Below are 23337 nucleotides of genomic sequence, written 5' to 3' on the forward strand. Positions count from 1 at the left end.
TTGGGGGAAATGATACTTATTTATTTGTACTAATAATTAAAACTGTATTGTTTGATCAAACAATAACTTTTGTTATGCAACTAGTTAAAAAAATCTTTTGATTGCATTTTTATTGTGTGCAGTGTTAATAATAGACACCTTTTACCTATGCATGGCTCATCAAAGTGTTGTTGGAATGATCAAACAGTTTCGCAAATGAAACGAGATTGTATATGGAAATATTGAATACACTGAGCATCCCTTTAATATATGTTTTTAGTATTTCTTATTTAAATGTTTTTTTTCTGTTTCAAAAATGAATAATTCAATTTTATATCTATATGACAAAATGTTGCCGCCCTAGTAATATTGAATAAAAACTGGGTGGATAACGTATTATTGCTGTATCAGGAGCTGAGAAACCAGACTTACATCAGGCCATAAGCCAGGATTCCCGCCATGAAATACTTGAAAATTTTGTATGTGCAGGTTCTCATTGCCATATTTATTGGCATTCTTTTGGGTCACTTTTATCCTGAACTGGCCGTCAAGATGCAGCCCTTGGGCAAGGGCTTCATCAACCTTATTAAAATGATCATCGCTCCCTTGATTTTTTCAACCGTTGTTACCGGCATAGCCGGCATGAAAGATATCAAGGCTGTGGGCAAAACTGGCGGCATAGCGCTTGTCTATTTTACCGTCATCACGCTTACTGCGCTTGCCATTGGCCTTGTGGTGGTCAACCTTGCCCAGCCCGGCGCTGGCATGAACGTTGATGTAAGCACCTTCAACGCTGCGGACAAGAACATTGCCGCCCAGTATGCTGGCAAGGCCAAAGACAACAACATCGTCAATTTTTTCCTGAACATCATCCCCAATACCTTTGTTTCTGCCTTTACCAGCGGCGAAATCCTCCAGGTGCTGCTGGTGGCCATGCTGTTTGCCTTTGCCCTGAATTACAGCGGCGAAAAGGGCAAGCTGTGCTTTGATCTTATCAAGAGCCTTTCTGAAGTGTTGTTCAAGGTTATCGGCATCATCATGCACGTGGCCCCCATCGGTGCGTTCGGCGCAATGGCTTTTACCATTGGCAAGGAGGGTATTGGCTCTGTGCTTGTGCTTGGTGAGCTCATTGTGTGCTTCTATGTTACAAGCATCCTTTTTGTCGTGTTCATTCTGGGGACCATCTCCTTTAGCTGCGGATTCAGCATCTTCAAGTTTGTGCGCTATATTCGCGAGGAACTGTTTATCGTGCTTGGCACCTCATCTTCCGAATCCGTACTGCCAAACATGCTGCGCAAGATGGAAAAAGCTGGCTGCAACAAAAGCGTGGTAGACCTTGTAATACCCGCTGGATACTCCTTTAACCTTGATGGAACAGCCATTTACCTCACAATGGCGGCCATATTTCTCGCCCAGGCCACCAATACTCCCATGCCGCTGGGTGATCAGCTTGTGCTCTTGGGTATTCTGCTTATTTCGTCCAAGGGCGCGGCGGCTGTTACCGGTGGCGGCTTTATTGTTCTGGCCGGTACGCTGAGTTCTGTGGGCAGCATACCGCCAGAGAGCATTGCCGTTATCTTCGGCATTGACCGCTTTATGTCTGAAGCCCGCGCGCTCACCAACCTTGTGGGCAATGGTGTTGCGACCATCTTTGTTTCAAGGGTTACTGGCAACCTGGATGTGGAAAAGCTGCATGAAGAGCTTGACCGCAAAAGAGTGGTCGGCCAGCCCGTCCCCATTGTTTAGCCTTCATAAACTGCCTCTGCCCGGTCAATATTCAGCCGGGTAGAGGCATATCCCCCTGCTCCACCGATTTTTCCCCCTCTTAAATGTTTGTCAGCCCGCAAATATGTCGGGCTGATTTTTCTTTATTCCCACTCCGCCTCCTTGTAACCTTGCAGGACATTGCTGGAATACGGCGCAGCATTGCGCGCAAACAAAGGTTTTGAACATGGACATAAAACAATTTGAAGCATTCTGGGCAGACAGGCAGCCGAATCGGTCAGATATGGCGGAGTTCTGGAGCCGCCGCGCCCAGTCGTTCAACACCCATTCTGCCGAGGCAGATTCCAGCGCGTACCGTCGCGATCTTGTTGCCAAGGTTGCAGCGCGCGCCAAGGTTGGCAAGGATGATGCCGTGCTGGATATCGGCTGTGGGCCGGGCAGACATGCCCTGGTTTTTGCGGAGATGGCTGGCCGCGTTGAGGGTTTTGATATCGCGCCCGGCATGATCGATTACGCAAATGAAAATGCGCAGCGTGCGGGTATGGAAAATGCTTGTTTTCGTGTGCTTGACTGGGATACTGCGGATCTGAAGCAGCTTGGCTGGCAAAAGCGGTTTCAGCTTGTCTTCGCCTCGCGCACGCCTGCCGTGTATGACCGTGCTACCCTTGAAAAAATGACAGATGCCTCGCGGGGGTACTGCTGCCTCATCACACAGGTGACGGGCGATAATTCTGTTCGGAGGGAACTTGCGCCAGTTGTTGGCGCTGAAAATCACGATGACTATACCCGACGGGGGCTGTACAGCGCCTTCAATATCCTGTGGTTACAGGGCTATTATCCTGAAGTGGAATACCTCGAGCGCACGTGGGATTCTGACTGCCCGCTGGAAGAAGCCATCGTGATGTACACGCGGCATTTTAACAGCAGAGGCCAGCTCACAGAGGCGCAAGAGATCGCCCTGGCAGACAAACTGTGCGCCATGAGCAAGAACGGCTTGGTGCGCGAAACTGGCAGCTCGCGGGTGGGCATGCTTTTCTGGAACGCCAGCTTATAAGGGTATGCGGGCTGAGGGGGGCGGCTGCCCCCTGCCCTTTTGGCGGTGATCAGGCCTTTTCTATAAGCCATGTCCTGATGGGAAAAGCTGTTTCCGTCCAGTGCGTTTTATATTGCATTTTGGGGCCATCGAGAGGCCCCATGTCATAGCGTTGCACGCCTTCCTCGCAGAGCCAGCGGATTTTTTCAATCTGCATGAGGTTGCCCAATGAGAGTTCATGGCAATCCTGCGCATAGCTGAACTGCTGCCCGCGATAGATATCCCCGGCCAGGCCGCCAAAAATAAAACCCACGTCCATATCTTCACGGCGGGCAAAAATGACGCGTGCGCCTTTCTCTGGCGCGAGCCTCTGGAGCAGATATGCGTAAAAATCACATATGCCCGGCTCCGCCATGCCACAGTGGTCAATACCCTTCCAGCTTGTGCGCTCAACGGCGATCATGCGGGTAAACGTTGCCTTTGCTTCCTCTTCAGTTGAAGGCAGAACGCGTTCATAATAGATGCCCAGCTCGCGCGCTTTTTTTGTCGAACGTTTTATATTGCGGCGCAGATTGGCCGAGCGGCGCGAAAGATAGCCGTCCAGCCCGCCAGCAAGCAAAGCCGAACCTTGAATGCCCGCTTTTACCAGGTGCGCCTGGAGGGGCATGCCTGTTTTGTTGAGCATGTTCTGTACATAATCCAGGCCAGGGCCAAGCCCGCCCACAAGAACCTTGGGAAATCTGGGAGCATAGGTTCTGGCAAAAAAGTGCATGGCTTCGGCAAAAAGCTGCGGGGCATAGCTGCCCAGAAGCGGGCAGCCGAAAAACCACGAAGGTTCAAGGGGCGTGATATATATCTCTTCTTCCGAAACAAGGCCTTCCGCAAACGCAATAACGCTGCCGTCAGCTTCTGCAAAAAGTAAACGCCTTTTGGGGCCAAAGGCGTCATGAAAGGCAAGTTGCCACGCTGGCGTACAACTGAAGGGGTCGGCCTGTGCGCTGTGCAGCGCTGCGCTGTGCCACGTTGCGTATTGATCGGGCTTGGCGTTGTGGGGCAAATGTATAAACTGCATGGCGGCACCGGAGTAAAAGGCAAGGCGTTTATGCCCCTGGCGCTGTTTCGCACCACAAGGCATAAACGCCGTCTATATTGGTTTTACGGGCCTGATCAGCTGCTGGCAGGATCAGACTATTTGTCTGTTGCAGCGTCGTCCTGTTTCTTTTTTTCGGCTGCGTATTCTTCTTCATGTATAAGCGTGCTACCGCACCGTGGGCAGGACAGGAATCTGAAAAATAGCCGAAGTTTAAAGATAAATTCATCCACGAGGCCCGTTGGGCAGTAAAAAACATCACCACAGCGCTTGCAGCGGTAGACAGTTTTTCCTTTCATAATGCCCCCACGGTAGCCAATGAATACCTGTCAAAGAATTACCATGTATGGTGGGGGTTATCAATTACCCTGCCCATGCCATTGTGCCGGCATCCCATCAGGTGCATGGGCGCCCTCCTGTCCATGAAGGGCACCCGGGATTAGCCCTGGGGTTGCTTTGCAGCCCAGATATCAATTTCTATGCTGATTTCCGGTAGGCCCAATGCCGTTACGTACGCAATAGTCATCGATGGGTAAGTGCTGCCAAAAAGCTTATCCCACTCGTTATCGAAATAATCCCAGTCTATTTCTTTCACGGACCAAATATTAACCTTGGTAATATCTGCTCCCGACAGTCCCTCAGTATCAAGCAGTGCTTTAATATTCTTAAAAAGTTGCTGCACTTCATCGTTAAAATCCGCAGGAAAAGCGCCATCACCCCTGATGCCGATTTGCCCTGAAAACACATAGGTGTCCATACCAGCGGGTATAATGGTTGTATGCGAATATTTTCCAACAGGCTGATACATGGTTTTGGGTGTTTTTCTTATAATGGTCTTCATGGTAATCTCTTTGCTTTGAATGGTGCTGTTTGTATTTTTCGCAGGTGCGAAAATAGCATCTGGATGGTCTTACTGGAGGTTGAGCAGGACTTTTAGAATAACAGCATCTTAAAAATTTTGAAAGCATCTCGTTGCAGTTGTGAAAAATAGTATGACAGAAGCGTCCTTGGTGCAGATATTGCCGGGCTTGCCGGCCCGGCCAATGAATCTGTAGTGTCTGCCGCAAAACAAAAAACCCGGAAGTCTCGTAAGACTTCCGGGTATGAAATTCTGGTAGCAAGGGAGGGATTTGAACCCCCGACACTGCGGGTATGAACCGCATGCTCTGACCAACTGAGCTACCTTGCCGTGTCAGCGCCTCGTTAGCGCGACGATCTATTTATAAAAATTGCCGCCCCTTGGCAAGCATTTTTTTTAGTTCACCATGAAATAGTAAATAAAAGGTGCGATTAACAGGCGGTACACGGCAAAAGGCACCAGGGTCACGCGGCCCATGAGGGCGATGAACACTTTGACCGCCAGCAAGGCCGAAAGGAAGGAGCCTATCATGCCCACGGCAAAAAAGGGAATATCCGCAGCGCTGAACAGATGCCAGCTTTTCAGCATGTCGTAGCCGGTGGCGGCAACCATGATGGGCACTGCGGCAATGAACGAATACTCCGCAGCCAGCGAGCGCTTGCCGCCAAGCAGCATGCCGCCCATGATGGTTGAGGCCGAGCGCGAAAAACCGGGCCACAGAGCAAGGCACTGAAAGCAGCCAATGCCAAGGGCCAGCTTGGGCGTCATGTCATCCAGTGTAATATACGAGGGTTTGAACTTGCGGCGTTCAACCACTATCATCATCACAGCGCCCACAACCAGCGCAATGAGCACGGTCAAGGGACGGAACAGATAGGTCTTGATGGTTGAGTGCAGCAAAAGCCCAAGCACACTGGCGGGCAGCGATGTAAGGATAAGCAGCATGATGCCGCGCATGCCCGCAAAGCGCACATAGGGCTGGGGACGCACAAGGCCCCAGAAGCGCTTCCAGTACAGCACCACCACGGCCATGATGGCGCCAAGCTGAATAACGACCTCAAAGGTGGCGGCCTTTTCGCCCATGAAGTTGAGCAGATCGCCCACCAGAATAAGATGGCCGGATGAGGAAACAGGCAGAAATTCCGTCAGCCCCTCGACAATGCTTAAAATTACCGCAGTAAACAGATTATCCATAAAAACCCTCTGGCGCGAAATCCTGTCGCCTAGTGTGGGATGTGTCGCCCTGCGGGCAGAGCATTGCCAAAAGGCGGCACAACGGCTATGGGTGAATAAAAAAGGATATCTCCATGACAACCATTATGCCGCAAGGTGAACTTGTTCGTAAGGCTGCGGCCTATTTGGCGGAACAGCGCGCCCTGCATACTGGCAAGAGCCTGTCTGCCCTTCTGGATGAAGCGGGTATGCGTTTCAACCTTACTCCGCTTGATGCCGCCGCCCTTGAGCGCCTGTTCCGTGAAGAAGAGGCCAAGGCCCACTAGAGCATTTCCGCCCATCGTTCTGTATTCATTTTACTGATGGTGGTTGCAGACGTCGCGCCCATTTGAACCACGGGTGCGACGCCGCTTACCACGTCTGAATTATGCTATTTCGCTGCCGTCAGGCACGTCGCGGTCCACAGCAAGCAGCCCGAGCGCGTCGTCTGCGCCTGCCGTAAGCACCATGCCGTGCGAAACCAGCCCGCGTATCTTGCGCGGGGCAAGGTTCAGCACAGCGCACACGCGCTTGCCCACCACATCTTCCGGCGCATAGTGTTCTGCCAGGCCAGAGAGAATCTGACGCAGCTGACCTTCGCCAAAATCAATTTCAAGCCGCAGAATGCGGTCGGCATTGGGGTGTTTTTCCGCCACCTTGACCGTGCCTACGCGTAGATCCAGAGCCTTGAACTGGTCAAATTCCACATTGGGTTTGACGGCGGGCGCGTCTGCCCCGCCCTGCCCTGCTGTAGCCTGATTGGGTGCAGCCTGCTTGGGCGCGGCTTTTTCCTGCGGTTTTTCCGCCTGCTTGTCCTTCTTTTGAGCCTTGGGTTCCTTGCTGTCCGCGCCTTCTTTTTTCACTTCAATGCGCGGGAACAGGTTGGAGCCTTCCGCCACCTGAATACCGGGTTCAAGGCCTTCAAAATGGACAATTTCGTCTTCCACATTGGCAACCGGGGGCTGGCCTTCCTGCACGGGCTGCCCGAGCTGGGCCAGCATTTTGCCAGAGGCCACAGGCATGACGGGCCAGAGGCAGAGCGCGGTTTTGCGCATGGCAGCCAGCATGACGTACATGACAGTGGCGAGGCGCTCCATGTTGCCCTGCTTGTAGAGCGTCCAGGGGGCCTGGGTGTCCACGTATTTGTTCAGGGCGCGCACGAGTTCCCATAGGGATTCAAGCCCCTGGGCAAACTGCACGTTGCCAAAAAGCTGCACAAAATTGCGCATGGAGTTGGCGCACAGGTCGGCAATGGCCTTGTCGTCTTCCTGCAAGGCCTTGGGCATGGGCACATGGCTGCCAAAATATTTGGCCGTCATGGAAAGCACACGGCTGAACAGGTTGCCGAGGTCGTTGGCGAGGTCGGCGTTGATGCGGCCAACAAGGGCGTCTTCGCTAAAGCTGGCGTCAGAACCAAAGTGCATTTCGCGCAGCAGAAAATAGCGGAAGGCGTCCGGCCCGAAGCGCTGGGCCATGTCGCTCGGTTCCACAACATTGCCAAGCGATTTTGACATCTTGGTGTCGCGCACAAGCCAGTAGCCGTGAACGTTCAGATGCTCATAGAGCGGCAGGCCGGCAGATTTGAGCATGGTGGGCCAGAATACGGCGTGGGGCTTGAGAATATCCTTGGCAACCAGGTGTTCGCCGGGCCAGAACTTTTTAAAATCTTCGCCTTCGGGCCAGTTCAGCGCGCTGATGTAGTTGAGCAGCGCGTCAAACCACACGTAGCAGACGTAATCCTTGTCAAAAGGCAGTTCGATGCCCCAGGTCAGGCGCGATTTGGGGCGCGAGATGCACAGGTCTTCCAGCGCGCCGGATTCGAGCATGGCCAGCACTTCGCTGCGGTAGCGCTCGGGCCGGATAAACGAAGGATTGGCCTCAATGTGCTCCTTGAGCCAGGGCAGGTACTTTGACATGCGGAAGAAGTAGTTCTTCTCGCTGATAAACTCAGGCTTGGTCAGGTGCTGGGGGCAGAGGCCGTTTTCCAGTTCCTTTTCAGTATAGAACCGCTCGCAGCCGTAGCAGTAATGCCCGCCGAACTCGCCAAAATAGATGTCGCCCGCGTCATAAACCTTTTGCAAAAAGGCCTGCACGGCGCTGATGTGCTCGGGATCGGTGGTGCGCACAAAGCGGTCGTTGGCAACGTCAAGCTTGGGCCACAGGGCGCGGAAGCGGCCGCTGATGTCGTCCACAAACTCCTTGGGAGTCTGGCCTTGTTTTTCTGCCGCCTGAACAATCTTGTCGCCGTGTTCGTCCGTACCGGTGAGGAACATGGTGTCCTCGCCAATCAGCTTGTGGTAGCGGGCCATGGCGTCGGCAACCACAGTGGTATAGGCATGCCCCAGATGGGGTTTGGCATTGACGTAATAGATGGGCGTTGTGATGAAAAAGCTGTTCACTCAAGGCTCCGTAAGCTTAATTGCTAGTCGTGGTCGGGCCGTTGCGATTTGTTGCGACGGCGTTTGCGGCGATTCTTGCCCGGTTCGGCCTGAGCCTCCCCACCGGGGGCGCGCTCGCCGGATTCGGCGAGGGCAGATTCCTCGGCCGGGGTATCGCGCTCGTCCTGACGGAATTCATCCATAAAATCAAGAGAGTCAAGAGTATCCGGGGTGGCGGAAACCACAAGCAGGCCGTTGTCGTTCATGGGGCCTTTGGGCGGCTGTTTTTGCTGCACGCCTTGAGGGGCTTCCGGTCTGTGGGGTGAAAGCGCCTGCCAGTCGTCCAGGCTCAGTTCGACTTCTTCATTGTTTTCCGTCAACACAGAAAGGGAATTGCGGAACATATTGGCCCGCAGAACCTTCATGGGGCCTTTGTCCGTCTGGTATTTCTTACCAAGGCGCGGGCACATGCGGTGGAAATGGTCGTAGTTGTCCTGCTCGTAAGAAAGGCAGCAGAGCAAACGGCCGCAAATGCCCGAAATTTTGGCAGGATTCAGAAAGAGATTCTGCTCTTTTGCCATGCGGATGGTCACGGGCGCGAATTTGCGCAGATACCTGCGGCAGCAGCAGACCATGCCGCAGTTGCCCACAGCGCCCACCATCTGTGTTTCGTGGCGCACGCCAATCTGGCGCAGCTCGATACGCGCGCGGTATTCGCGCACAAGGTCTTTGACCAGATCGCGAAAATCAATGCGGGAAGGCGCGGTGAAGTAAAAGATGAGCTTGCTGCGGTCAAAAAAAACCTCCACATCCACAAGCTTCATATCAAGGTTGCGGTCGCGGATGCACTGGCGGCAGAACTGCTGCGCTTCACGCGCCATCTGCTCGTTGGCTTCGCCACGGTGGATGTCTTCTGAACCGGCATGGCGCAGAATGGAGGGCAGTTCCTGCTCCATCTGTCCGGGCAAATGCTCTGCGGGGCCGGATACTATTTCGGCGAGGGTCTGGCCCTGCTCTGCCTCAATAAGTACATGATCCCCCCGTTTGAAGCCGGAGGGGCCGGTATAGTAGCTTGTTTGTCCAAGCGTTCTGAAACGGAGACCGTATATAGGCATAAATTGTCGCTTCGGCAAAGGTAGTGGAATATGTATTCCGAAAAGGTTCTTTTCCGTCATTAATGCCGTGCTGTCAACTGGGCTGCGGGTCGGGCCACGGCTGCGCATCGGCCGTTCACCTCGCGCGGCTTGCAAAGCCGGGTTGCCTGATTTACATTTTTAAACATAAGGGAGTACTTGCCATGATAGATCGTCAATCGGCCCTCGCTCTGCTGGCCGAGCAAAAAACACCGCCTTCCCTCTTGCAACATGCGCTGGCCTCCGAGGCCATAATGCGCGCCCTTGCCCAACATTTTGGCGAAAATGAAGACCTTTGGGGCCTCACGGGCCTTTTGCACGACCTCGACTACCCCGCCACGGCGGAAAACGCCGCCCGGCATGGTCTGGATACCGCAGAGATGCTTGCTGGCCAGTTGCCGGATGAGGCCCTTACGGCCATTCGCGCTCATAATGCGGAAATGAACGGCGCGGCTGGCCCCGCCTCGCGCTTTGATTACGCCCTGCGCTGCGGCGAGACCATCACCGGGCTTATCTCTGCCGCTGCGCTCATGCGCCCCACGGGCATGGAAGGCATGGAAGTTAAAAGCATAAAGAAAAAGATGAAGGATAAAGCCTTTGCGGCCAGCGTGTGCCGCGACAACATCCGCCAGTGCGCCGAGGCCGGGCTTGAGCTTGATGCTTTTCTGGCTCTGTCCATCGAAGCCATGCGCGCCAATGCGGCGGAACTTGGTTTAAGCAAATAGCTCCAAAACAGCCGAGGCTGCACCATGCAAGAATGTTCGCTCGAAACGGAAATCCGTACGCTTGGCCCTTGCAAGCTTGATTCTGTGCTGCCCTACCGCACATGGGCAGACAACAAGACCGTGCAGATTGTTGTGGATGAAGAACTGTCGGAAGAAGTGAATACGCCCTTCAGCGTATGCCTTGAAGCCGCTGGCCCGCGCAAAAAGCTCTATTTCGACACCACCCGCGCCAAGTGCGCCATCGTGACCTGCGGCGGGCTTTGCCCCGGCATCAACGATGTCATCCGCGCCATTGTGATGGAGGCCTTCCACGCCTACAACGTGCCCTCCATCCTGGGCATCGCCTATGGGCTTGAGGGTTTTATTCCCAAGTACGGGCATGCTCCCTTTGAGCTTACGCCTTCAAGCGTGGCCGATATTCATCGTTTTGGCGGCACCATGCTTGGCTCCTCGCGCGGGCCGCAGTCTGCCGAGGAAATTGTGGATACCCTTGAACGCAGCAACGTCAACGCCCTCTTTGTCATCGGCGGCGATGGCACCATGAAGGCCGCCCTTGCCATCAGCAGCGAGGTGCAGGCGCGCGGGCTCAAGATATCCGTCATCGGCATCCCCAAGACCATTGATAACGACATCAATTTCATTCCCCAGTCGTTCGGCTTTGAGACTGCCGCCTTCAAGGCCACGGAGGCCATTGAATGCGCCCATACCGAGGCCTGCGGCGTGCCCAACGGCATTGGCCTGGTCAAGCTGATGGGGCGCGAATCGGGCTTTATCGCCGCGCGTGCGGCACTGGCCCTGAAAGAAGTGAACTTTGTGCTGATTCCGGAAGCTCCCTTTGCCCTTGAGGGCGAGGGCGGGCTGTTGCCCGCGCTGGAAGAACGCCTGCGCTCACGCGGGCATGCCGTGATTGTGGCAGCCGAGGGCGCTGGCCAGCACCTCATGGAAAATCATGCCGCCAAGGATGTGTCGGGCAACCCCGTGCTTGGCGATGTGTCTGACCTGCTGCGCAAGAATATCAGCTCCTATCTGGGCGCGCGCGGCATTGAGCATTCGCTGAAATACATTGACCCGAGCTACATCATCCGCTCCATCCCGGCCAATGCCAACGACAAGGTCTATTGCGGATTTTTGGGCCAGTATGCCGTGCATGCCGCCATGGCCGGGCGCACAGACATGGTGGTGGGCAAAATTCAGGATCGTTACGTGCATCTGCCGCTGGAGCTTGTGACCCGCAAGCGCCGCAAGCTTAACATCTATTCAGACCTGTGGCGGGCTGTGCTTGAGTCCACTGGTCAGGGCATGCTGAAGGGCATGCTGCCCCCGGCGTAACCGGCAGCATGAAGCATCTCAGACAGGTCAAGGCCTCTGCCGGTTCCGGCAAGACCTATGAATTGACGCATTGTTTTCTGCAAAGGCTGGTGCAGAGCGGGCCGCCCGCAAGCGCGTCCGCTTCCTCGGCTTGCGTCCTTTTGCCTGGGGGGCGCTGCGGCTGGGGCGACATACTCGCCATTACCTTTACCAACGCTGCTGCTACCGAAATGCGCGACCGCGTTATCCGGCAGCTCAAGAGCGCGGCCCTTGGGCAGCCCATGGGCGGGCTTGCGCTATCACCCGAGCAGGCCTCCCGCTGGGTGGATGTGATCATGCGCGATATGGGCGCGCTGAACATCCGCACCATCGACAGCCTGCTGCACCTCATTGTGCGCGCGGCAGCGCTGGAACTTGATCTGCACCCGGATTTTCAGCCCGTCTTTGCCACCGAAGAAGTGCTCACACCCTACCTTGATGTACTGCTTGAACGCGCATGGCAGGGCGATGAAACCATGCGCTCCCTGCTGCGCGAGGTTTATCGGGCCATGGCCTGGCGGGAGAACAGCACAGGCTTTCTTGCGGGCGAAAAGCTGCTCAACCAGTTGCGCGGCCTGCTGGATGATGTGCTGCTGGGGCGCTTTGAAGATATTTCGCCCACGGAAACCCTGCACAAGCGGCTGAGCGAAGTGGAAAGCATGGCCGTAACCCATGCCAATATCTTTCTGTCTGCTGCGGCTGCAAGCGGGCTCAATTTCAGCAAAAACGCCCTCGCAGCTGTGGAAGCCATTGCCGCCGGGCAGTGCAAAACTTCAGCATATCTGAGCAAGGCCAGCGCGTCTGACCTGTTTTTGAAAAAGCCCGTGGTCAACGACGAGGTGCAAAAAGCCTACGAGGCATTTGCCCGCGCCGCCGGGGTTCTGGTGGAAACAGCTCCCCTACTGCGTCAGGCTGTGGGGCTTGCCCCCGTGCTCTTGCTGGCCCGTACCCTTGTGCAGGCCTTTGTGCAAAACCAGCGGCAGGAAGGCAGCCTGCCGGGCCTGCTGATTCCGCACATGGCGCGGCAGGTGCTTGAAAGCGACAACGGCGTGCCCGAGGCCCTGTGCCGCATGGGCTCGCGCCTCACGCATTTTCTGGTGGATGAATTTCAGGACACCAGCAATGAGCAGTGGTACGCCCTGCGCCCCCTTGTGGAAGAAGCGCTCTCTCGCGGCGGCTCCCTCACCTGGGTGGGCGACGTCAAGCAGTCCATTTACGGCTGGCGTGGGGGCGAGCCGGAACTTTTTGACGGCGTGTTTGACGATGCGGGCCTCACAGCCCTTGCGCCTGACGGGCAACGCGACAATCTGCCCTACAACTGGCGCAGCCGCCGCGAAATCGTGCAGCACAACAACGGCATTTTCGGCCCTCTGGCGCAGCCGGACATGGCCGCAAAGGTCATGGCCGCACTTTTGCCATCGGGCACCCCGCCGGAAATCTGCGGGCAGGCCGCTCAGGGCCTTGTGCGCGCTTTTGCGGGCACTGAGCAGCAATGCCCCGAGAACGCCCGCGAGGGCGGCCTTGTGCGCGTGGAAACCATCCTTTCCGTGGATGCCGAGGCCCTGGGCGAAGATGTGCTTGAACGCCTCTGCACCCTGCTGCATGAGGATATCGAGCCGCACCATCCCTGGGCCGATGTGCTCATCCTTGTGCGCAGCAACGGCAAGGCCACCCTTGTGGCAGACAGGCTGATTCGCGAAAATATCCCCGTGATTACAGAAAACAGCCTGCGGCTTGCCGCGCATCCGCTGGTGGTGCAGGCCGTGGCCCTACTCTCCTTTCTTGATAATCCTGAGGACGACATTGCCTTTATGAGCCTTGTGTGTGGCAGCATCTTTCGGGAGCATCCCGAAACTGCGCCCCTTGCGCACGAGGACATTGCAGGCTGGTGCGCCGCATCCAAAGGCGGGCCGCTGTTCCAGCGGTTCAAAAGGCGCTGGCCCGAAGTCTGGCAGCGGTTGCTTGCCCCGTTCAACAGTCAGTCCGGCCTTATGACGCCCTATGACATGACGCTTGAATGGTTTGCCCGGCTGGATGTGGAGCGGCGCTACCCCGAGGCGGAGACCTTTTTGCGGCGCTTCATGGAAGTGCTGCACAGCGCGGAAGAAAAGGGCCTTGCCACCCTGCCTACATTTCTGGAGCACTGGCGCGCCAAAAGCGGCGAAGAAAAGGTGCCCATGCCCGAAAACATGGATGCCGTGCGCGTCATGACCATCCACAAATCCAAGGGTCTGGAAGCCCCGGTGGTCATTGTGCCCTGGACAGACCTGCGCGCCCGCATGGGCAATGAAACCGTGATGGTCGAGCGTGATGGTCTGCGCCTTGCCGTGGGCAACAGAAAGCATCTGGGAGCGCCCTATCATCAGGAGCTTGCCCGCCAATGCCGGGAGAACGTCCATCTGCTCTACGTGGCCTTTACCCGTGCGCGCGATGCCCTCTATGTGTTGCGTACCAGCACTGTGGGCGGGCGCGGTTCTACCAGTGATGTGCTGGACATGCTCATGGAAGAGGCCGGGTTCACCGCACCTTACACCGTGGGCGAGGAGCCAGCCGCGCACGATGCTGCTCCGGCCGCAACTGCGACAAGGGCATCTGCCGCACCCTGGGGCAGCAAGCCGGAGATTGCGGAAAGCCCGGAAGGCGAGGAAGTCGCTGCCAGTTCTCCTGTAGATATCGCCCCAAGCGGCGCAATGGCTCCGGATGCTGCGGATTCCGCTGGTTTTGCCGACCCCGCATGGCGGCCCATGCAGTGGCTGCCGCGCCTCAAGATTTTTCGTAATCCGCTGGAAGGATTCAGCTTCCGCGCTGAAGACAGGGGCAGCTTTCTGCATTTGTGCCTTGAGCATCTGCACATAACGGGCAATCCACAGGCAGACGCGCAGGCGGCGCTGAACTTCGGCCTTGGTCATTTTTCGCTGCCTGTGCCGGACGAGGCCGCGTTGCGGGAAAATGCCGCTGCGGCGTTGCAATGGTTTGCCTCGCAGCCGGAGGCGGCGCGCTGGCTGCAAACGGGCTGGCCCGAGCATTCGCTCATGGACGCCGAGGGGCGATTGCTGCGCATGGATTTGCTGGTGCATGAGCCCTGGGGGCCGCTGGTGCTCGATTATAAAAGCGGTCAGCCCGAAGCCGACCATGTGGCGCAGCTACAGACCTACCTTGCCTGCCTGGAAGCAGGGAACGACTGCGCCCCCGGCAGTGCGCGCGGCCTGCTGGTGTACCTTGATTTACGGCGGTTTCAGCTTGTGGAAGCGCACGGCGTTTCGGCCCTTGCCGAACGTTGCAGCGATCTTTTGCCCGCCACGGAGGCTCAGGCATGAGCGCATCGCCGATACTTGTTTTTCCCTGGCAGCGGCCCTTTCTGCCCGACCTCAAAGCCTTTCTGACCAGCATCGGCAAGGGGCGGGCAGGTGCAACCCTGCTGATCGTGCCCCACAACCGGCCATGGCGTTACCTCACCAAGCTCTATGCGGAAGAAGGCTATCAGGGCTTGCTGCCCAAGGTCATGACCCTGGCGGATGTTATCTCGGCCTGGCGCTCGCAAACCAGCGCAGATCCTTTGCACACGGCCAACGTGCTGGACAGGGTCGCCCTGCTGCACGAGTGCGTAATGGGTCTCGCGCTGGATGACGAGGGCCTTGCCGTACGTTTCGCCCGCATGGACATGGCGCATTTTCTGCCCTGGGGATTGCGGCTTTCAAACCTGCTGGAAGAAATGCTGGGACAGCGTGTGGCTGCTGTGGATCTCAGTCATGTGGAGCAGGAGGTTTCCGGCCCTGCGGCTGCCCTGCTGGGCGCTCTGGGGCGCATCGGCAAGGCCTATGTGGCCGCGCTGGAGGCCCGCCGCTGGACGACGCCGGGATTGGACGCCTTTACCGTCAGCGAAGACGGCCTTGCCCTGCCCCGCTTTTTTACGCCCGCAGATGACCGACCCGTTGTGATGGCCGGATTTTCATTGCTCACCGGCAGTGAGGAAGCCCTGCTGCACAGGCTGTGGCAGGCGGGCGGGCAGATATGCCTGCATGCAGATCCGGCGCTGGCTCTGAGTGCCGCACCTCACTGGGCATGTGACGCGCAGGCCGCTTGGCTACGCCGCTGGAAGGCTACGGCTCGCCTTGCCGTGGAGCCCACGGACGCCGAGGCCGCGCACAAGCCCCGCATCTCCTTTTTTGCCGGGTACGATTGCCATTCACAGCTTAAAGCATTGCATGAAGAACTGGCGGCGCCGAGCGGAAGCAACAGCGGCAGCAATGATTTAGCCGCGCCTGACGGGCTTTCTACAGCGGTCGTGCTTACAGACAGCGCCCTGCTCATGCCCGTGCTGCACCATCTGCCCAACAAGGACGTCAACGTGTCCATGGGCTACCCGCTGGAGCGCTCGCCCCTTAACCGCCTGCTTGAGGCCCTGCTGCAATTGCAGGAAAACAGAACGGAAGATGGCCGTTACTATTGGCGCAACCTGCTCCAATGCCTGCGGCACCCCTATCTGAATTTGCTGCGCGTGGATGACGGCAGCGCAACGCCCCTTTATTTGCGCGAGGTCTTGCGCCGCATTGAGGGCATGATTCGCGGCGGGGCGCGGTTTGTGGATATGGACGCGGTTGCACGGGAGTGCGCCCCAGGCATGCATCCTGCGCTTTTTGAGCTTTTTGAAAGTACGCTCAACGTGCTGGTGCGCCAGCCGGGGCAGGTCGAAACCACCGAGGGCATGGCCCTGTGCCTGCAAAACATTTGCGACTTTTTGCTGCGCAACGGCGGCGACATGTGGCGGCATTTTCCGCTGGATGCGGAGGCCATGTACCGGCTTGCCCGCCATGCGGCCCCTGTGTTGCGGCAAAATTGTCTTGCGCAGACGCCCTTTCCCACCAGCGTGTTGCACGGCATAGTGCGCGAAGTGCTGCAGCAGGAGCGCGTACCTTTTGAGGCGGAGCCGCTCACGGGCTTGCAGGTGCTCGGCATGCTTGAAACGCGCCTGCTGCACTTTGACAGGGTGCTTATTGTGGATGCCACGGACGACAAACTGCCCGGCAACCCTGCGCAGGATCCTCTGCTGCCCGATTCATTGCGGCAGGTGCTTGGCCTGCCCGATGCCCGCAGGCGCGAACGGGCGACAGCCCACACGTTGTACCGGCTCTGCGCCGGAGCGCAGGAGGTGCGCTTTTTCTGGCAGGAGGGCATTAGCCGCTCTGCGCTCTTTGACGGCAAAAAAAGCCGCAGCCGCTTTGTTGAGCAACTGCTGTGGGAAGAAGAACAACGCCGTGGCGAGCTGCTTGTGCCCGGTCAGGGGCCGCTTGCCATAGCCCGTTGCGTGGTGCGCAGCACCCCTGCCGCGCCTAAAAGCCTGCCCCGCACAGAGGCCATGCACGAGGCCATGCTGGCCCTGCTGCAAAAACCGCTTTCGCCCACAAGGCTGGATGTTTACCAGCAGTGCCCACTGCGCTTTGCCTGGCAATACCTCTGCAAGCTGCAACCGCCGCAGGAAGTCAACGAAGGGGACGACCCCGCAGCAGTGGGCACCTGCATTCACGATACGCTGCATGCACTGTATGAACCGTATCTCAATAAAGAGGTGCGACGGGGCGATATCAGCCGCGAAACCATGCTGGCGCGGTTTCATGAGGAGCTTGAAAAGGCCGACCTGCGCCGCATTTTGCCGCCGGACAGCTGCCTCATGCTGGAAGAAGCCGCCCCTGTGCGCTTGCAACGATTTCTGGATAACCAGCCCGACAGCACAATCGTTGTGGCGCTGGAGGAAGAACTCAAGGCCACGCTGTCGCTGGCAGGCGGCGAATATTCATTTACGGGCATAATGGATCGCATTGATCGGCGCGATGACCTGCTGCACATCCTTGACTACAAGACCGGCAGCCTTAAATTACATGATGGAAGCCTGTGGGGTGACATTCTTTATTTCAGGCGTATCGAAAGCCTTTTTGCAGCCCTGCGCCAGACCCAGGCGGGCGGCCAATATGAGCCGGACGCCCAGATGCTTGAAGATATGGATGCCCTGTTTGAAGAGTTGCGGCCCCGGTTGCCCAGCCTGCAACTGCCCTGCTATGTGAGCATGGCTGTGGGCAGCGGCCTTGGCCCGGTTGGCGATGCCGCTCTGGTTGAGCTGCGCAATGCTGGCCGGGAGTATCCTCTTTTTGGAGGGCTGGTGGATGAAGACCTGGCGGATGCCATTGTGTACTGCCACGCGGCGCTTTCTCTTGTATTGCTGCACATGCGCCATGCGCCGTCGTTTACGGCGCGCCCGGATCGGCATTGCGATTGGTGCCCCTATGCTTCATTGTGTGCAGGATAACGGGCCGGAATACATATATTAAAGATGATTGTTGCGTCTTGTGAAATTACCAGCTATGCTTCCCGGCAAACATAGGTATGTCGTTTGAAATCGAAACGATGCAAAGTGGCATGCTGCTTACGGACAGGACGGAGGTCTTGCAATGTCTTTTCCCGCACTCAAGATAGGTGATCTCACGGCTAAAATCCCTGTAGTTCAGGGTGGCATGGGCGTGGGCATTTCGCTTGCCGGGCTTGCGTCGGCTGTTGCCAATCAGGGGGGTATCGGCGTTATCGCCGGGGCCATGATCGGCATGAAAGAACCCGATGTGGCCAAGGATCCTCTTACAGCCAATCTGCGCGCCCTGCGCAATGAAATATTGAAAGCACGCGAACTCAGCAACGGTATTATTGGCGTCAACCTGATGGTGGCGCTTACCACGTTCAGCCAGATGGTGCGCACCGCCGTTGAAAACAAGGTGGACATCATCTTCTCCGGTGCTGGCCTTCCTCTCGACATGCCGCATCACCTGTTGCAGGTGTGCGAGGAAAAGAAGGAAGAATTCAAAACCAAGCTTGTTCCCATTGTTTCTTCAGCCAGAGCGGCCACGGTAATTGCCAAAAAATGGGCCTCTCGCTTTGGTTACACGCCTGACGCCTTTGTGGTTGAAGGCCCCAAGGCTGGCGGCCACCTCGGTTTCAAGGCTGAAGAGTTGCAGGATCCCGGTCACTCGCTTGAAGTCCTGGTGCCTCAGGTGGTGGATGCCGCCAAGGCTATGGAAGACAAGTGCGGCCGCGCCGTGCCTGTTATTGCCGCTGGCGGGGTGTACTCCGGTGCGGACATCATGAAGTTCCTCGAGCTTGGCGCTTCCGGCGTGCAGATGGGCACCCGCTTTGTGGCTACCCACGAATGCGATGCCGATGACCGCTTCAAGCAGAGCTATCTTTCTGCGCGCGATGAAGACATCACCATTATCAAAAGCCCGGTGGGCATGCCTGGCCGCGCTCTTGGCAATGAATTCATCACAGCCTCGCGCGAGGGCAAGAAAAAGCCTTTCAAGTGCGTGTTCCACTGCGTACACACCTGCGAACAGGAAAAAACGCCCTACTGCATCGCCCAGGCGCTCATCAACGCCATGAAGGGCAATCTTGAACGCGGCTTTGCCTTTTGCGGTGCCAACGTGGCCCGCGTGAACAAGATTATCTCGGTGCATGAACTCATGGACAGCCTGCAAAAGGAATTTGACGACGCCATGAGCACCCTGAGCAAGAGCGTGCAGAACATGCAGAGCAAGCTCAATTTTAGCATCAAGAGCTAACGCTCTGCCCTGCCTGAAAACGCAAAGCCGGGTCTGGATTTCCAGGCCCGGCTTTTTGGTGCGCAACAGCAAAACAGTGTATTGATGCAGCGCGAACTATTTGCCGCATGGGCATCAGTTTTAATTAGTGTCTGATTGCGCAGTGGCGCTCTCCGCTTGCATCAAGTGGGCGCAGTCTGGGCACCTGCGCTGCAATTCAGCAGCATTGTCGGCAATGTTTATAGCGGAGCGGCCAGTATAACGGGTAGCTAAAGAAGCACATTCACACCCGTCAATGGGTGATGTGTGGTTGAATCCACGCCGGTGCATCTCTGCCACAAGTTCTTCATGCCGGGCAAAGATAAGCTGGGGGTCAACCAGTCCGCCGGAAAGAAAACCCTCTATATTTTTGCCGCGCCGCAGGCTGCCAAGGAGCATGTGCAGCTCCACATGTTCGCCCAGCAAATGTTTGCGGCACATGCCCCCAGGGGGCAACATCCACATGCGCATACGAGCCTCCTGCAAACAGAAAATTTTTTCGCAGCTAGACCGCCGTGTACGAAAAGGCCCGAATCCTGAGATCCGGGCCTTGTGTATCAGTTTGCAGTGACTGGCTTGCGCTAGTCGTTGACCGTGCGGGAGTATTCCAGAGCCTTGGCCTGCTCCTCGAAGTTCTGGAAGCCGGAGTGATGCAGGGCATCCTCAACCGTTTCGTCCCAGTTCCAAGTGGCGTAGATCACAGGCTTGTGGAAGGTGGAGCGGAAGCTCTGCAACTCGGCCCGGTAGAAGGCTTCCTTGGGCGTGTCGAGGTGATCGCGGAACTGTTCGTGCCGACGCTGCAACTCGCCCTCGTACCATTCCTGAATATCCTGCGGTTCCTTGTACTTCTTGAGGATGTGACCGTAACCGGTCTTTTCCATCAGGTCGGCAAGGCGCTTGTGGTGTTGCGCGGCAAGCCATTTGCCGAGGTCAGCGGCAGAATGGTTTTCCCCTTCCACAGAGGCGATGTCGAACACGGTCTGGTAGTAGGTATCCGGCACCACAGAGGCTGAGGTGATGCCCGCGATGGCAACCAGGCCGCGCAGGATGATACTGTTGGACACGCCCTGACCGCAGAAGCCCACCTTTTTGGCGTACTTCTGGCCGGTGAAGATGCTGACAAGGATAGCCCAGACAACCGCCGGATCTTCCTCGTCATAGATATGGGACAGGCGCGAATTGTCGCGGTCTGTCGCCAGCACCATCTGGGTCATGTCGTTGGAGCCGATGGAGAAACCGTCGAACTCGGTGATGAACTGCTTGGCCAGAATGGCGTTGGAAGGCAGCTCGGACATGAGGATGATCTTCAGGCCGTCCTGACCGCTCTTGAGCTTGTGAACCTGCTCAAGGTAGCTGCGCATGGAGCGGGCTTCTTCCAGGGTACGCACAAAGGGCAGCATCATGCGCAGGTTGGAGCCGCCGTATACGCCGCGGGCCAGCTTGAAGGCTTCAACTTCCCAGTCATGGATATTGCGCGAAACGCCGCGATAGCCAAGCATGGGGTTGTCTTCCGTATGTTCAAAGAGGCTGCCGCCAAGCAGATTGCGGTATTCGTTGCTCTTGAAGTCGGTTGTGCGGTACGTGATGGGCTTGCCGTAGAAGGCCATGGCAAAGAGGGCCAGGTTCTGGGCCAGGGTCTGAACGTAGTGCTCCTTGCCGGTACGGAAACCGCGGGCCTTGATGATGCCGCGAATTTTGTCCGTCAGGTTGCGCAGGTCGTCCATTTCCTTTTTCAGGCCGGAACGCAGGCTCACTTCTTCACGTAGATGGTTGATGTTGTCCATCAACTTGGTGACTGCGGGCAGATCCTTGATGCGGCGCACATGTTCTTCAACAGTGGCTTCAATTTCGGCAACGCGCTTTGCGGATTCGGGGTCAGCCGGATTCAGCAGGGCCAGAGCGTCATCGTAACCCATGATGATGCGCACATGATCGGCCAGATCATTGGAGGTCTTGAGCACTTCAATGCGGCGCGAGGCCATTTCCATGTGCTGGTCAACCTTGTGATCCAGTTCACGCATCTTGCGGTGCTGCATCAGCACTTCTTCCGCATTCAGGCTCTTGCTCGCTTCGGCAAATGCTTCAACCTCTGCCGCAAGGCCGGTCACTTCGCCCACGTATTCGCGCAGGTTGAAGTTGAACACAATGAGGCCAGCGCCCATCTGCTCGCGCAGCACCTTGGAAAGGCGGTTTTCAAGCTCTTTCAGCTTGCTGTGCACCACATTTTCAAGCTCGCCGCTGTCAAAGGCTTCCAGTGCCTGCGGATGTATGCTGATGTTGCCAAGCATGAATTCCGCGCGCAGCAGGCCCACCTCAAACTGGGGGAAGTTGCGCAGACGGGAGAGAAACAACGCCTGACCCACATCGGCCAGCACAAGGCCGACCTTGGTCTTGGTAAGGGGCAACTTGGAAAGATCCATTTCGCCGCCCACAAGGTGCAGGGGCAAAAGGCCGCGGTAGACCTTGCCGCGTGTGCCGTCAACGGTCACTTCCGCGCCGTCGAGCGCACGCAGGATGTCGAGGCGCTGAATGCCGATAACAGCGGCAATGCCAAGCTCGCGCGAGGTAATGGCCGCGTGGCTCGTGTCGCCGCCCACATCGGCCATGATGGCCGAGGCCACACGCATGCCCGGCACCATGTCCGGGTCGGTGCGTTCGGCCGCAAGCACATCGCCCTTGGCGATCTTGTTCAGTTCAAGGGCGGAGCGCAAAAAGCGCACCGTGCCCTGACCAGCACCGCGTGAAGCGCCGTTGCCTTCCACCAGCACTTCGGCTTCGGCGGCTGCTTTGGCGTCCACCTCGCGGCGGCGCATGAAGATGGTATGGGGGTGCAGCTCAAGATCGTCGTTCCAGCGGGTTTCGGGCCGCGCCTGGACGAACCAGAGCTTGTCGTTGGCGTCAATGCAGAATTCCGTGTCCATGATGATGCCGCCGTACGCCTTGCTGACGGCGCGCACGCCCTGGGCAACGCGTTCGGCCTGGCTGAGCGAGAGCGCCCAGCGCAGAGCCTCAAGCTCGGACACTTCCACTTCGCGGGTGCCGCCACGTTCGTCATAGACGATCTTCATGTCCTTGCAGCCCATCTGGCGGATAACTACTTCGCCGCCGTCGTCGCGCTGGAAAACATAAAGCTTGTCTGGCGTCACCTTGCCGCCCACCACGGCCTCGCCGAGGCCGTAGCTGGCATCGATGCTGACCAGTTCGCGGCGGTCTGTGCCGCGACAGCCCGTGGCGGTATCGGCAGAAAAGGCCGTACCGGAAATCACGGGATTGATCATCTGCATCATGCAGACAGAAAGCGAGGTGTGCTCAATGGCCCACTCAAGCTTGGCGTTTTCAGCAATGCTCTCGTCGCCGGTTTCTTCGGCCTTGGCCAGAGCGTCAAGGATGGCCTCGCGGCGGTAGGTCATGGAGCGCAGATTGTAGGCTGAGGAGCAGTCCCAATGGTAGGCTTCCACCACTCTGTCTTCACCCACCATGTTCAGGTAGGTATCCTGCAGACCGGCAAAGGCCTTCTTGCGCGAGTCTTCACCCGCTGCGGAAGAACGCACGGCCACGGGGGTCATGTCGTCTTCGTTTTCGCGGCAGATGTCGCGGTATGCGCCGCGCACGGCTTCCGCAACGTCATGCGGCACTTCAACAGACAAAATGGCCGCCTGCACCATGACCGAGCGCTTGCGCAACTGGTCGATGCCCTCGGGGGAGGTGGCAAAACCTTCGACTATATTATTGATGAAGGTGCGCAGCTTGGTATTGGTCTGCTCGCCTTCCGCCAGCGCGGCCTGATGGATCTGCTTGCCGAGCTGGCGCACGAACTTCTGCAAGAAGTCCGGATCCTGGTTGATTTCGGGGTCGTTCCAGTCAATGCGCCCGTATTCACGGTCCACCACACTGCGTACCACACGCCCATTAACCTTTGTTTCATCAAGCAGATGATGAAAGGCAATGGATGAGATGGCGCGAAAATGGGGCGCCTGAATGCCCTGGATCTGACTGATCAGGGCAGTGTTGTAGTTCTTACCACCAACAAGCAACTCCGCTTCGGGACCAATCTGCACAATTTCGGCGCCATCAAGCACCAGTTTTTTCTGAACTGCCTCGGGCGCGGCGCCCTTGGGTTTGTTCTGCGCAGGTTTGGCGGCGGGAATCTTAGCCATGTCTTCCTCCGGTTTGGGAAACAGAAGCTTAACAACCTTGGAAATTGTATATCGCCATTAAGGAACTGTCCACAAATTCCAGT

The 23337-nt window shown here is 57.0% G+C and carries 15 protein-coding genes and 1 tRNA gene; 8 read left to right on the plus strand and 8 right to left on the minus strand.

The genetic code is table 11. From position 1 onward, the window contains the following. Positions 1-438 precede the first annotated feature (438 nt). Positions 439-1725 (plus strand): dicarboxylate/amino acid:cation symporter, encoded by a 1287-nt coding sequence (locus QZ383_RS08595; protein ID WP_291444674.1) that lies wholly within the window; start codon positions 439-441, stop codon positions 1723-1725. A gap of 205 nt (positions 1726-1930) precedes the next feature. Continuing rightward, positions 1931-2758, plus strand: a complete 828-nt coding sequence (locus QZ383_RS08600; protein WP_291444675.1) for a class I SAM-dependent methyltransferase — start codon at positions 1931-1933, stop codon at positions 2756-2758. Positions 2759-2807: 49 nt separating this feature from the next. Here the strand turns inward: QZ383_RS08600 and QZ383_RS08605 are convergent, their stop codons facing one another. From QZ383_RS08605 to QZ383_RS08620, 4 genes are all read right to left on the minus strand, one after another. Then, positions 2808-3809: a GNAT family N-acetyltransferase gene (locus QZ383_RS08605; RefSeq protein ID WP_291444676.1), complete on the minus strand. Its 1002-nt coding sequence runs from the start codon at positions 3807-3809 to the stop codon at positions 2808-2810. Between the two features lie 457 nt (positions 3810-4266). Beyond that, on the minus strand, positions 4267-4668 hold the full coding sequence (locus tag QZ383_RS08610) for a RidA family protein (protein ID WP_291444678.1): 402 nt from the start codon (positions 4666-4668) through the stop codon (positions 4267-4269). 271 nt (positions 4669-4939) lie between these two features. Next, a tRNA-Met gene (locus QZ383_RS08615) sits at positions 4940-5016 on the minus strand. A 66-nt stretch (positions 5017-5082) separates the two neighbouring features. Beyond that, positions 5083-5880, minus strand: a complete 798-nt coding sequence (locus QZ383_RS08620; RefSeq protein WP_291444680.1) for an undecaprenyl-diphosphate phosphatase — start codon at positions 5878-5880, stop codon at positions 5083-5085. A gap of 113 nt (positions 5881-5993) precedes the next feature. Between QZ383_RS08620 and QZ383_RS08625 the strand changes: the two genes are divergently transcribed. After that, a complete protein-coding gene (locus QZ383_RS08625) occupies positions 5994-6185 on the plus strand; it encodes a hypothetical protein (protein ID WP_192111773.1) in 192 nt (63 codons plus the stop codon). A gap of 99 nt (positions 6186-6284) precedes the next feature. Here QZ383_RS08625 and metG read toward each other — a convergent pair whose 3' ends face one another. Continuing rightward, positions 6285-8297 (minus strand): methionine--tRNA ligase, encoded by a 2013-nt coding sequence (metG, locus tag QZ383_RS08630; protein WP_291444682.1) that lies wholly within the window; start codon positions 8295-8297, stop codon positions 6285-6287. Positions 8298-8320: 23 nt separating this feature from the next. Beyond that, entirely contained in the window at positions 8321-9391 is a 1071-nt protein-coding gene (gene ricT / locus QZ383_RS08635; RefSeq protein WP_291444683.1) for a regulatory iron-sulfur-containing complex subunit RicT, read from the minus strand. Between the two features lie 182 nt (positions 9392-9573). On the opposite strand from ricT, the gene QZ383_RS08640 reads away from it, so the two are divergent. The 5 genes from QZ383_RS08640 to QZ383_RS08660 all read left to right on the plus strand — a co-directional run bounded on the left by QZ383_RS08640 (position 9574) and on the right by QZ383_RS08660 (position 19079). Continuing rightward, positions 9574-10134 carry an HD domain-containing protein gene (locus QZ383_RS08640; RefSeq protein ID WP_291444685.1) on the plus strand — a complete coding sequence of 187 codons (561 nt, stop codon included), beginning with the start codon at positions 9574-9576 and terminating at the stop codon, positions 10132-10134. A gap of 24 nt (positions 10135-10158) precedes the next feature. Next, positions 10159-11463 (plus strand): ATP-dependent 6-phosphofructokinase, encoded by a 1305-nt coding sequence (locus QZ383_RS08645; RefSeq protein ID WP_291444687.1) that lies wholly within the window; start codon positions 10159-10161, stop codon positions 11461-11463. Between the two features lie 8 nt (positions 11464-11471). Continuing rightward, on the plus strand, positions 11472-14798 hold the full coding sequence (locus QZ383_RS08650) for a UvrD-helicase domain-containing protein (RefSeq protein ID WP_291444689.1): 3327 nt from the start codon (positions 11472-11474) through the stop codon (positions 14796-14798). After that, complete coding sequence (locus QZ383_RS08655) at positions 14795-17782, plus strand: PD-(D/E)XK nuclease family protein (protein ID WP_291444690.1); 2988 nt, start codon at positions 14795-14797, stop codon at positions 17780-17782. The genes QZ383_RS08650 and QZ383_RS08655 overlap by 4 nt, the downstream gene beginning before the upstream one ends. A 142-nt stretch (positions 17783-17924) precedes the next feature. Continuing rightward, positions 17925-19079, plus strand: a complete 1155-nt coding sequence (locus tag QZ383_RS08660; protein WP_291444691.1) for a nitronate monooxygenase family protein — start codon at positions 17925-17927, stop codon at positions 19077-19079. Positions 19080-19199: 120 nt separating this feature from the next. Here QZ383_RS08660 and QZ383_RS08665 read toward each other — a convergent pair whose 3' ends face one another. Beyond that, positions 19200-19568 carry a pyrimidine dimer DNA glycosylase/endonuclease V gene (locus QZ383_RS08665; protein ID WP_291444693.1) on the minus strand — a complete coding sequence of 123 codons (369 nt, stop codon included), beginning with the start codon at positions 19566-19568 and terminating at the stop codon, positions 19200-19202. A gap of 110 nt (positions 19569-19678) precedes the next feature. Then, a complete protein-coding gene (locus tag QZ383_RS08670; RefSeq protein ID WP_291444695.1) occupies positions 19679-23254 on the minus strand; it encodes a PEP/pyruvate-binding domain-containing protein in 3576 nt (1191 codons plus the stop codon). Between the last annotated feature and the right edge of the window lie 83 nt (positions 23255-23337).

The sequence above is a fragment of the Desulfovibrio sp. genome (assembly GCF_019422935.1).
Classification (GTDB): Bacteria; Desulfobacterota; Desulfovibrionia; order Desulfovibrionales; family Desulfovibrionaceae; genus Desulfovibrio.

Coding starts and splice junctions, on each gene's coding strand:
- QZ383_RS08650 (WP_291444689.1), top strand. CDS start 11,472: ATGAAGCATCTCAGACAGGTCAAGGCCTCTGCCGGTTCCGGCAAGACC.
- ricT (WP_291444683.1), bottom strand. CDS start 9,391: ATGCCTATATACGGTCTCCGTTTCAGAACGCTTGGACAAACAAGCTAC.
- QZ383_RS08640 (WP_291444685.1), top strand. CDS start 9,574: ATGATAGATCGTCAATCGGCCCTCGCTCTGCTGGCCGAGCAAAAAACA.
- QZ383_RS08670 (WP_291444695.1), bottom strand. CDS start 23,254: ATGGCTAAGATTCCCGCCGCCAAACCTGCGCAGAACAAACCCAAGGGC.
- QZ383_RS08605 (WP_291444676.1), bottom strand. CDS start 3,809: ATGCAGTTTATACATTTGCCCCACAACGCCAAGCCCGATCAATACGCA.
- QZ383_RS08620 (WP_291444680.1), bottom strand. CDS start 5,880: ATGGATAATCTGTTTACTGCGGTAATTTTAAGCATTGTCGAGGGGCTG.
- QZ383_RS08625 (WP_192111773.1), top strand. CDS start 5,994: ATGACAACCATTATGCCGCAAGGTGAACTTGTTCGTAAGGCTGCGGCC.
- QZ383_RS08600 (WP_291444675.1), top strand. CDS start 1,931: ATGGACATAAAACAATTTGAAGCATTCTGGGCAGACAGGCAGCCGAAT.
- QZ383_RS08610 (WP_291444678.1), bottom strand. CDS start 4,668: ATGAAGACCATTATAAGAAAAACACCCAAAACCATGTATCAGCCTGTT.
- QZ383_RS08665 (WP_291444693.1), bottom strand. CDS start 19,568: ATGCGCATGTGGATGTTGCCCCCTGGGGGCATGTGCCGCAAACATTTG.
- QZ383_RS08645 (WP_291444687.1), top strand. CDS start 10,159: ATGCAAGAATGTTCGCTCGAAACGGAAATCCGTACGCTTGGCCCTTGC.
- QZ383_RS08595 (WP_291444674.1), top strand. CDS start 439: ATGAAATACTTGAAAATTTTGTATGTGCAGGTTCTCATTGCCATATTT.
- QZ383_RS08660 (WP_291444691.1), top strand. CDS start 17,925: ATGTCTTTTCCCGCACTCAAGATAGGTGATCTCACGGCTAAAATCCCT.
- QZ383_RS08655 (WP_291444690.1), top strand. CDS start 14,795: ATGAGCGCATCGCCGATACTTGTTTTTCCCTGGCAGCGGCCCTTTCTG.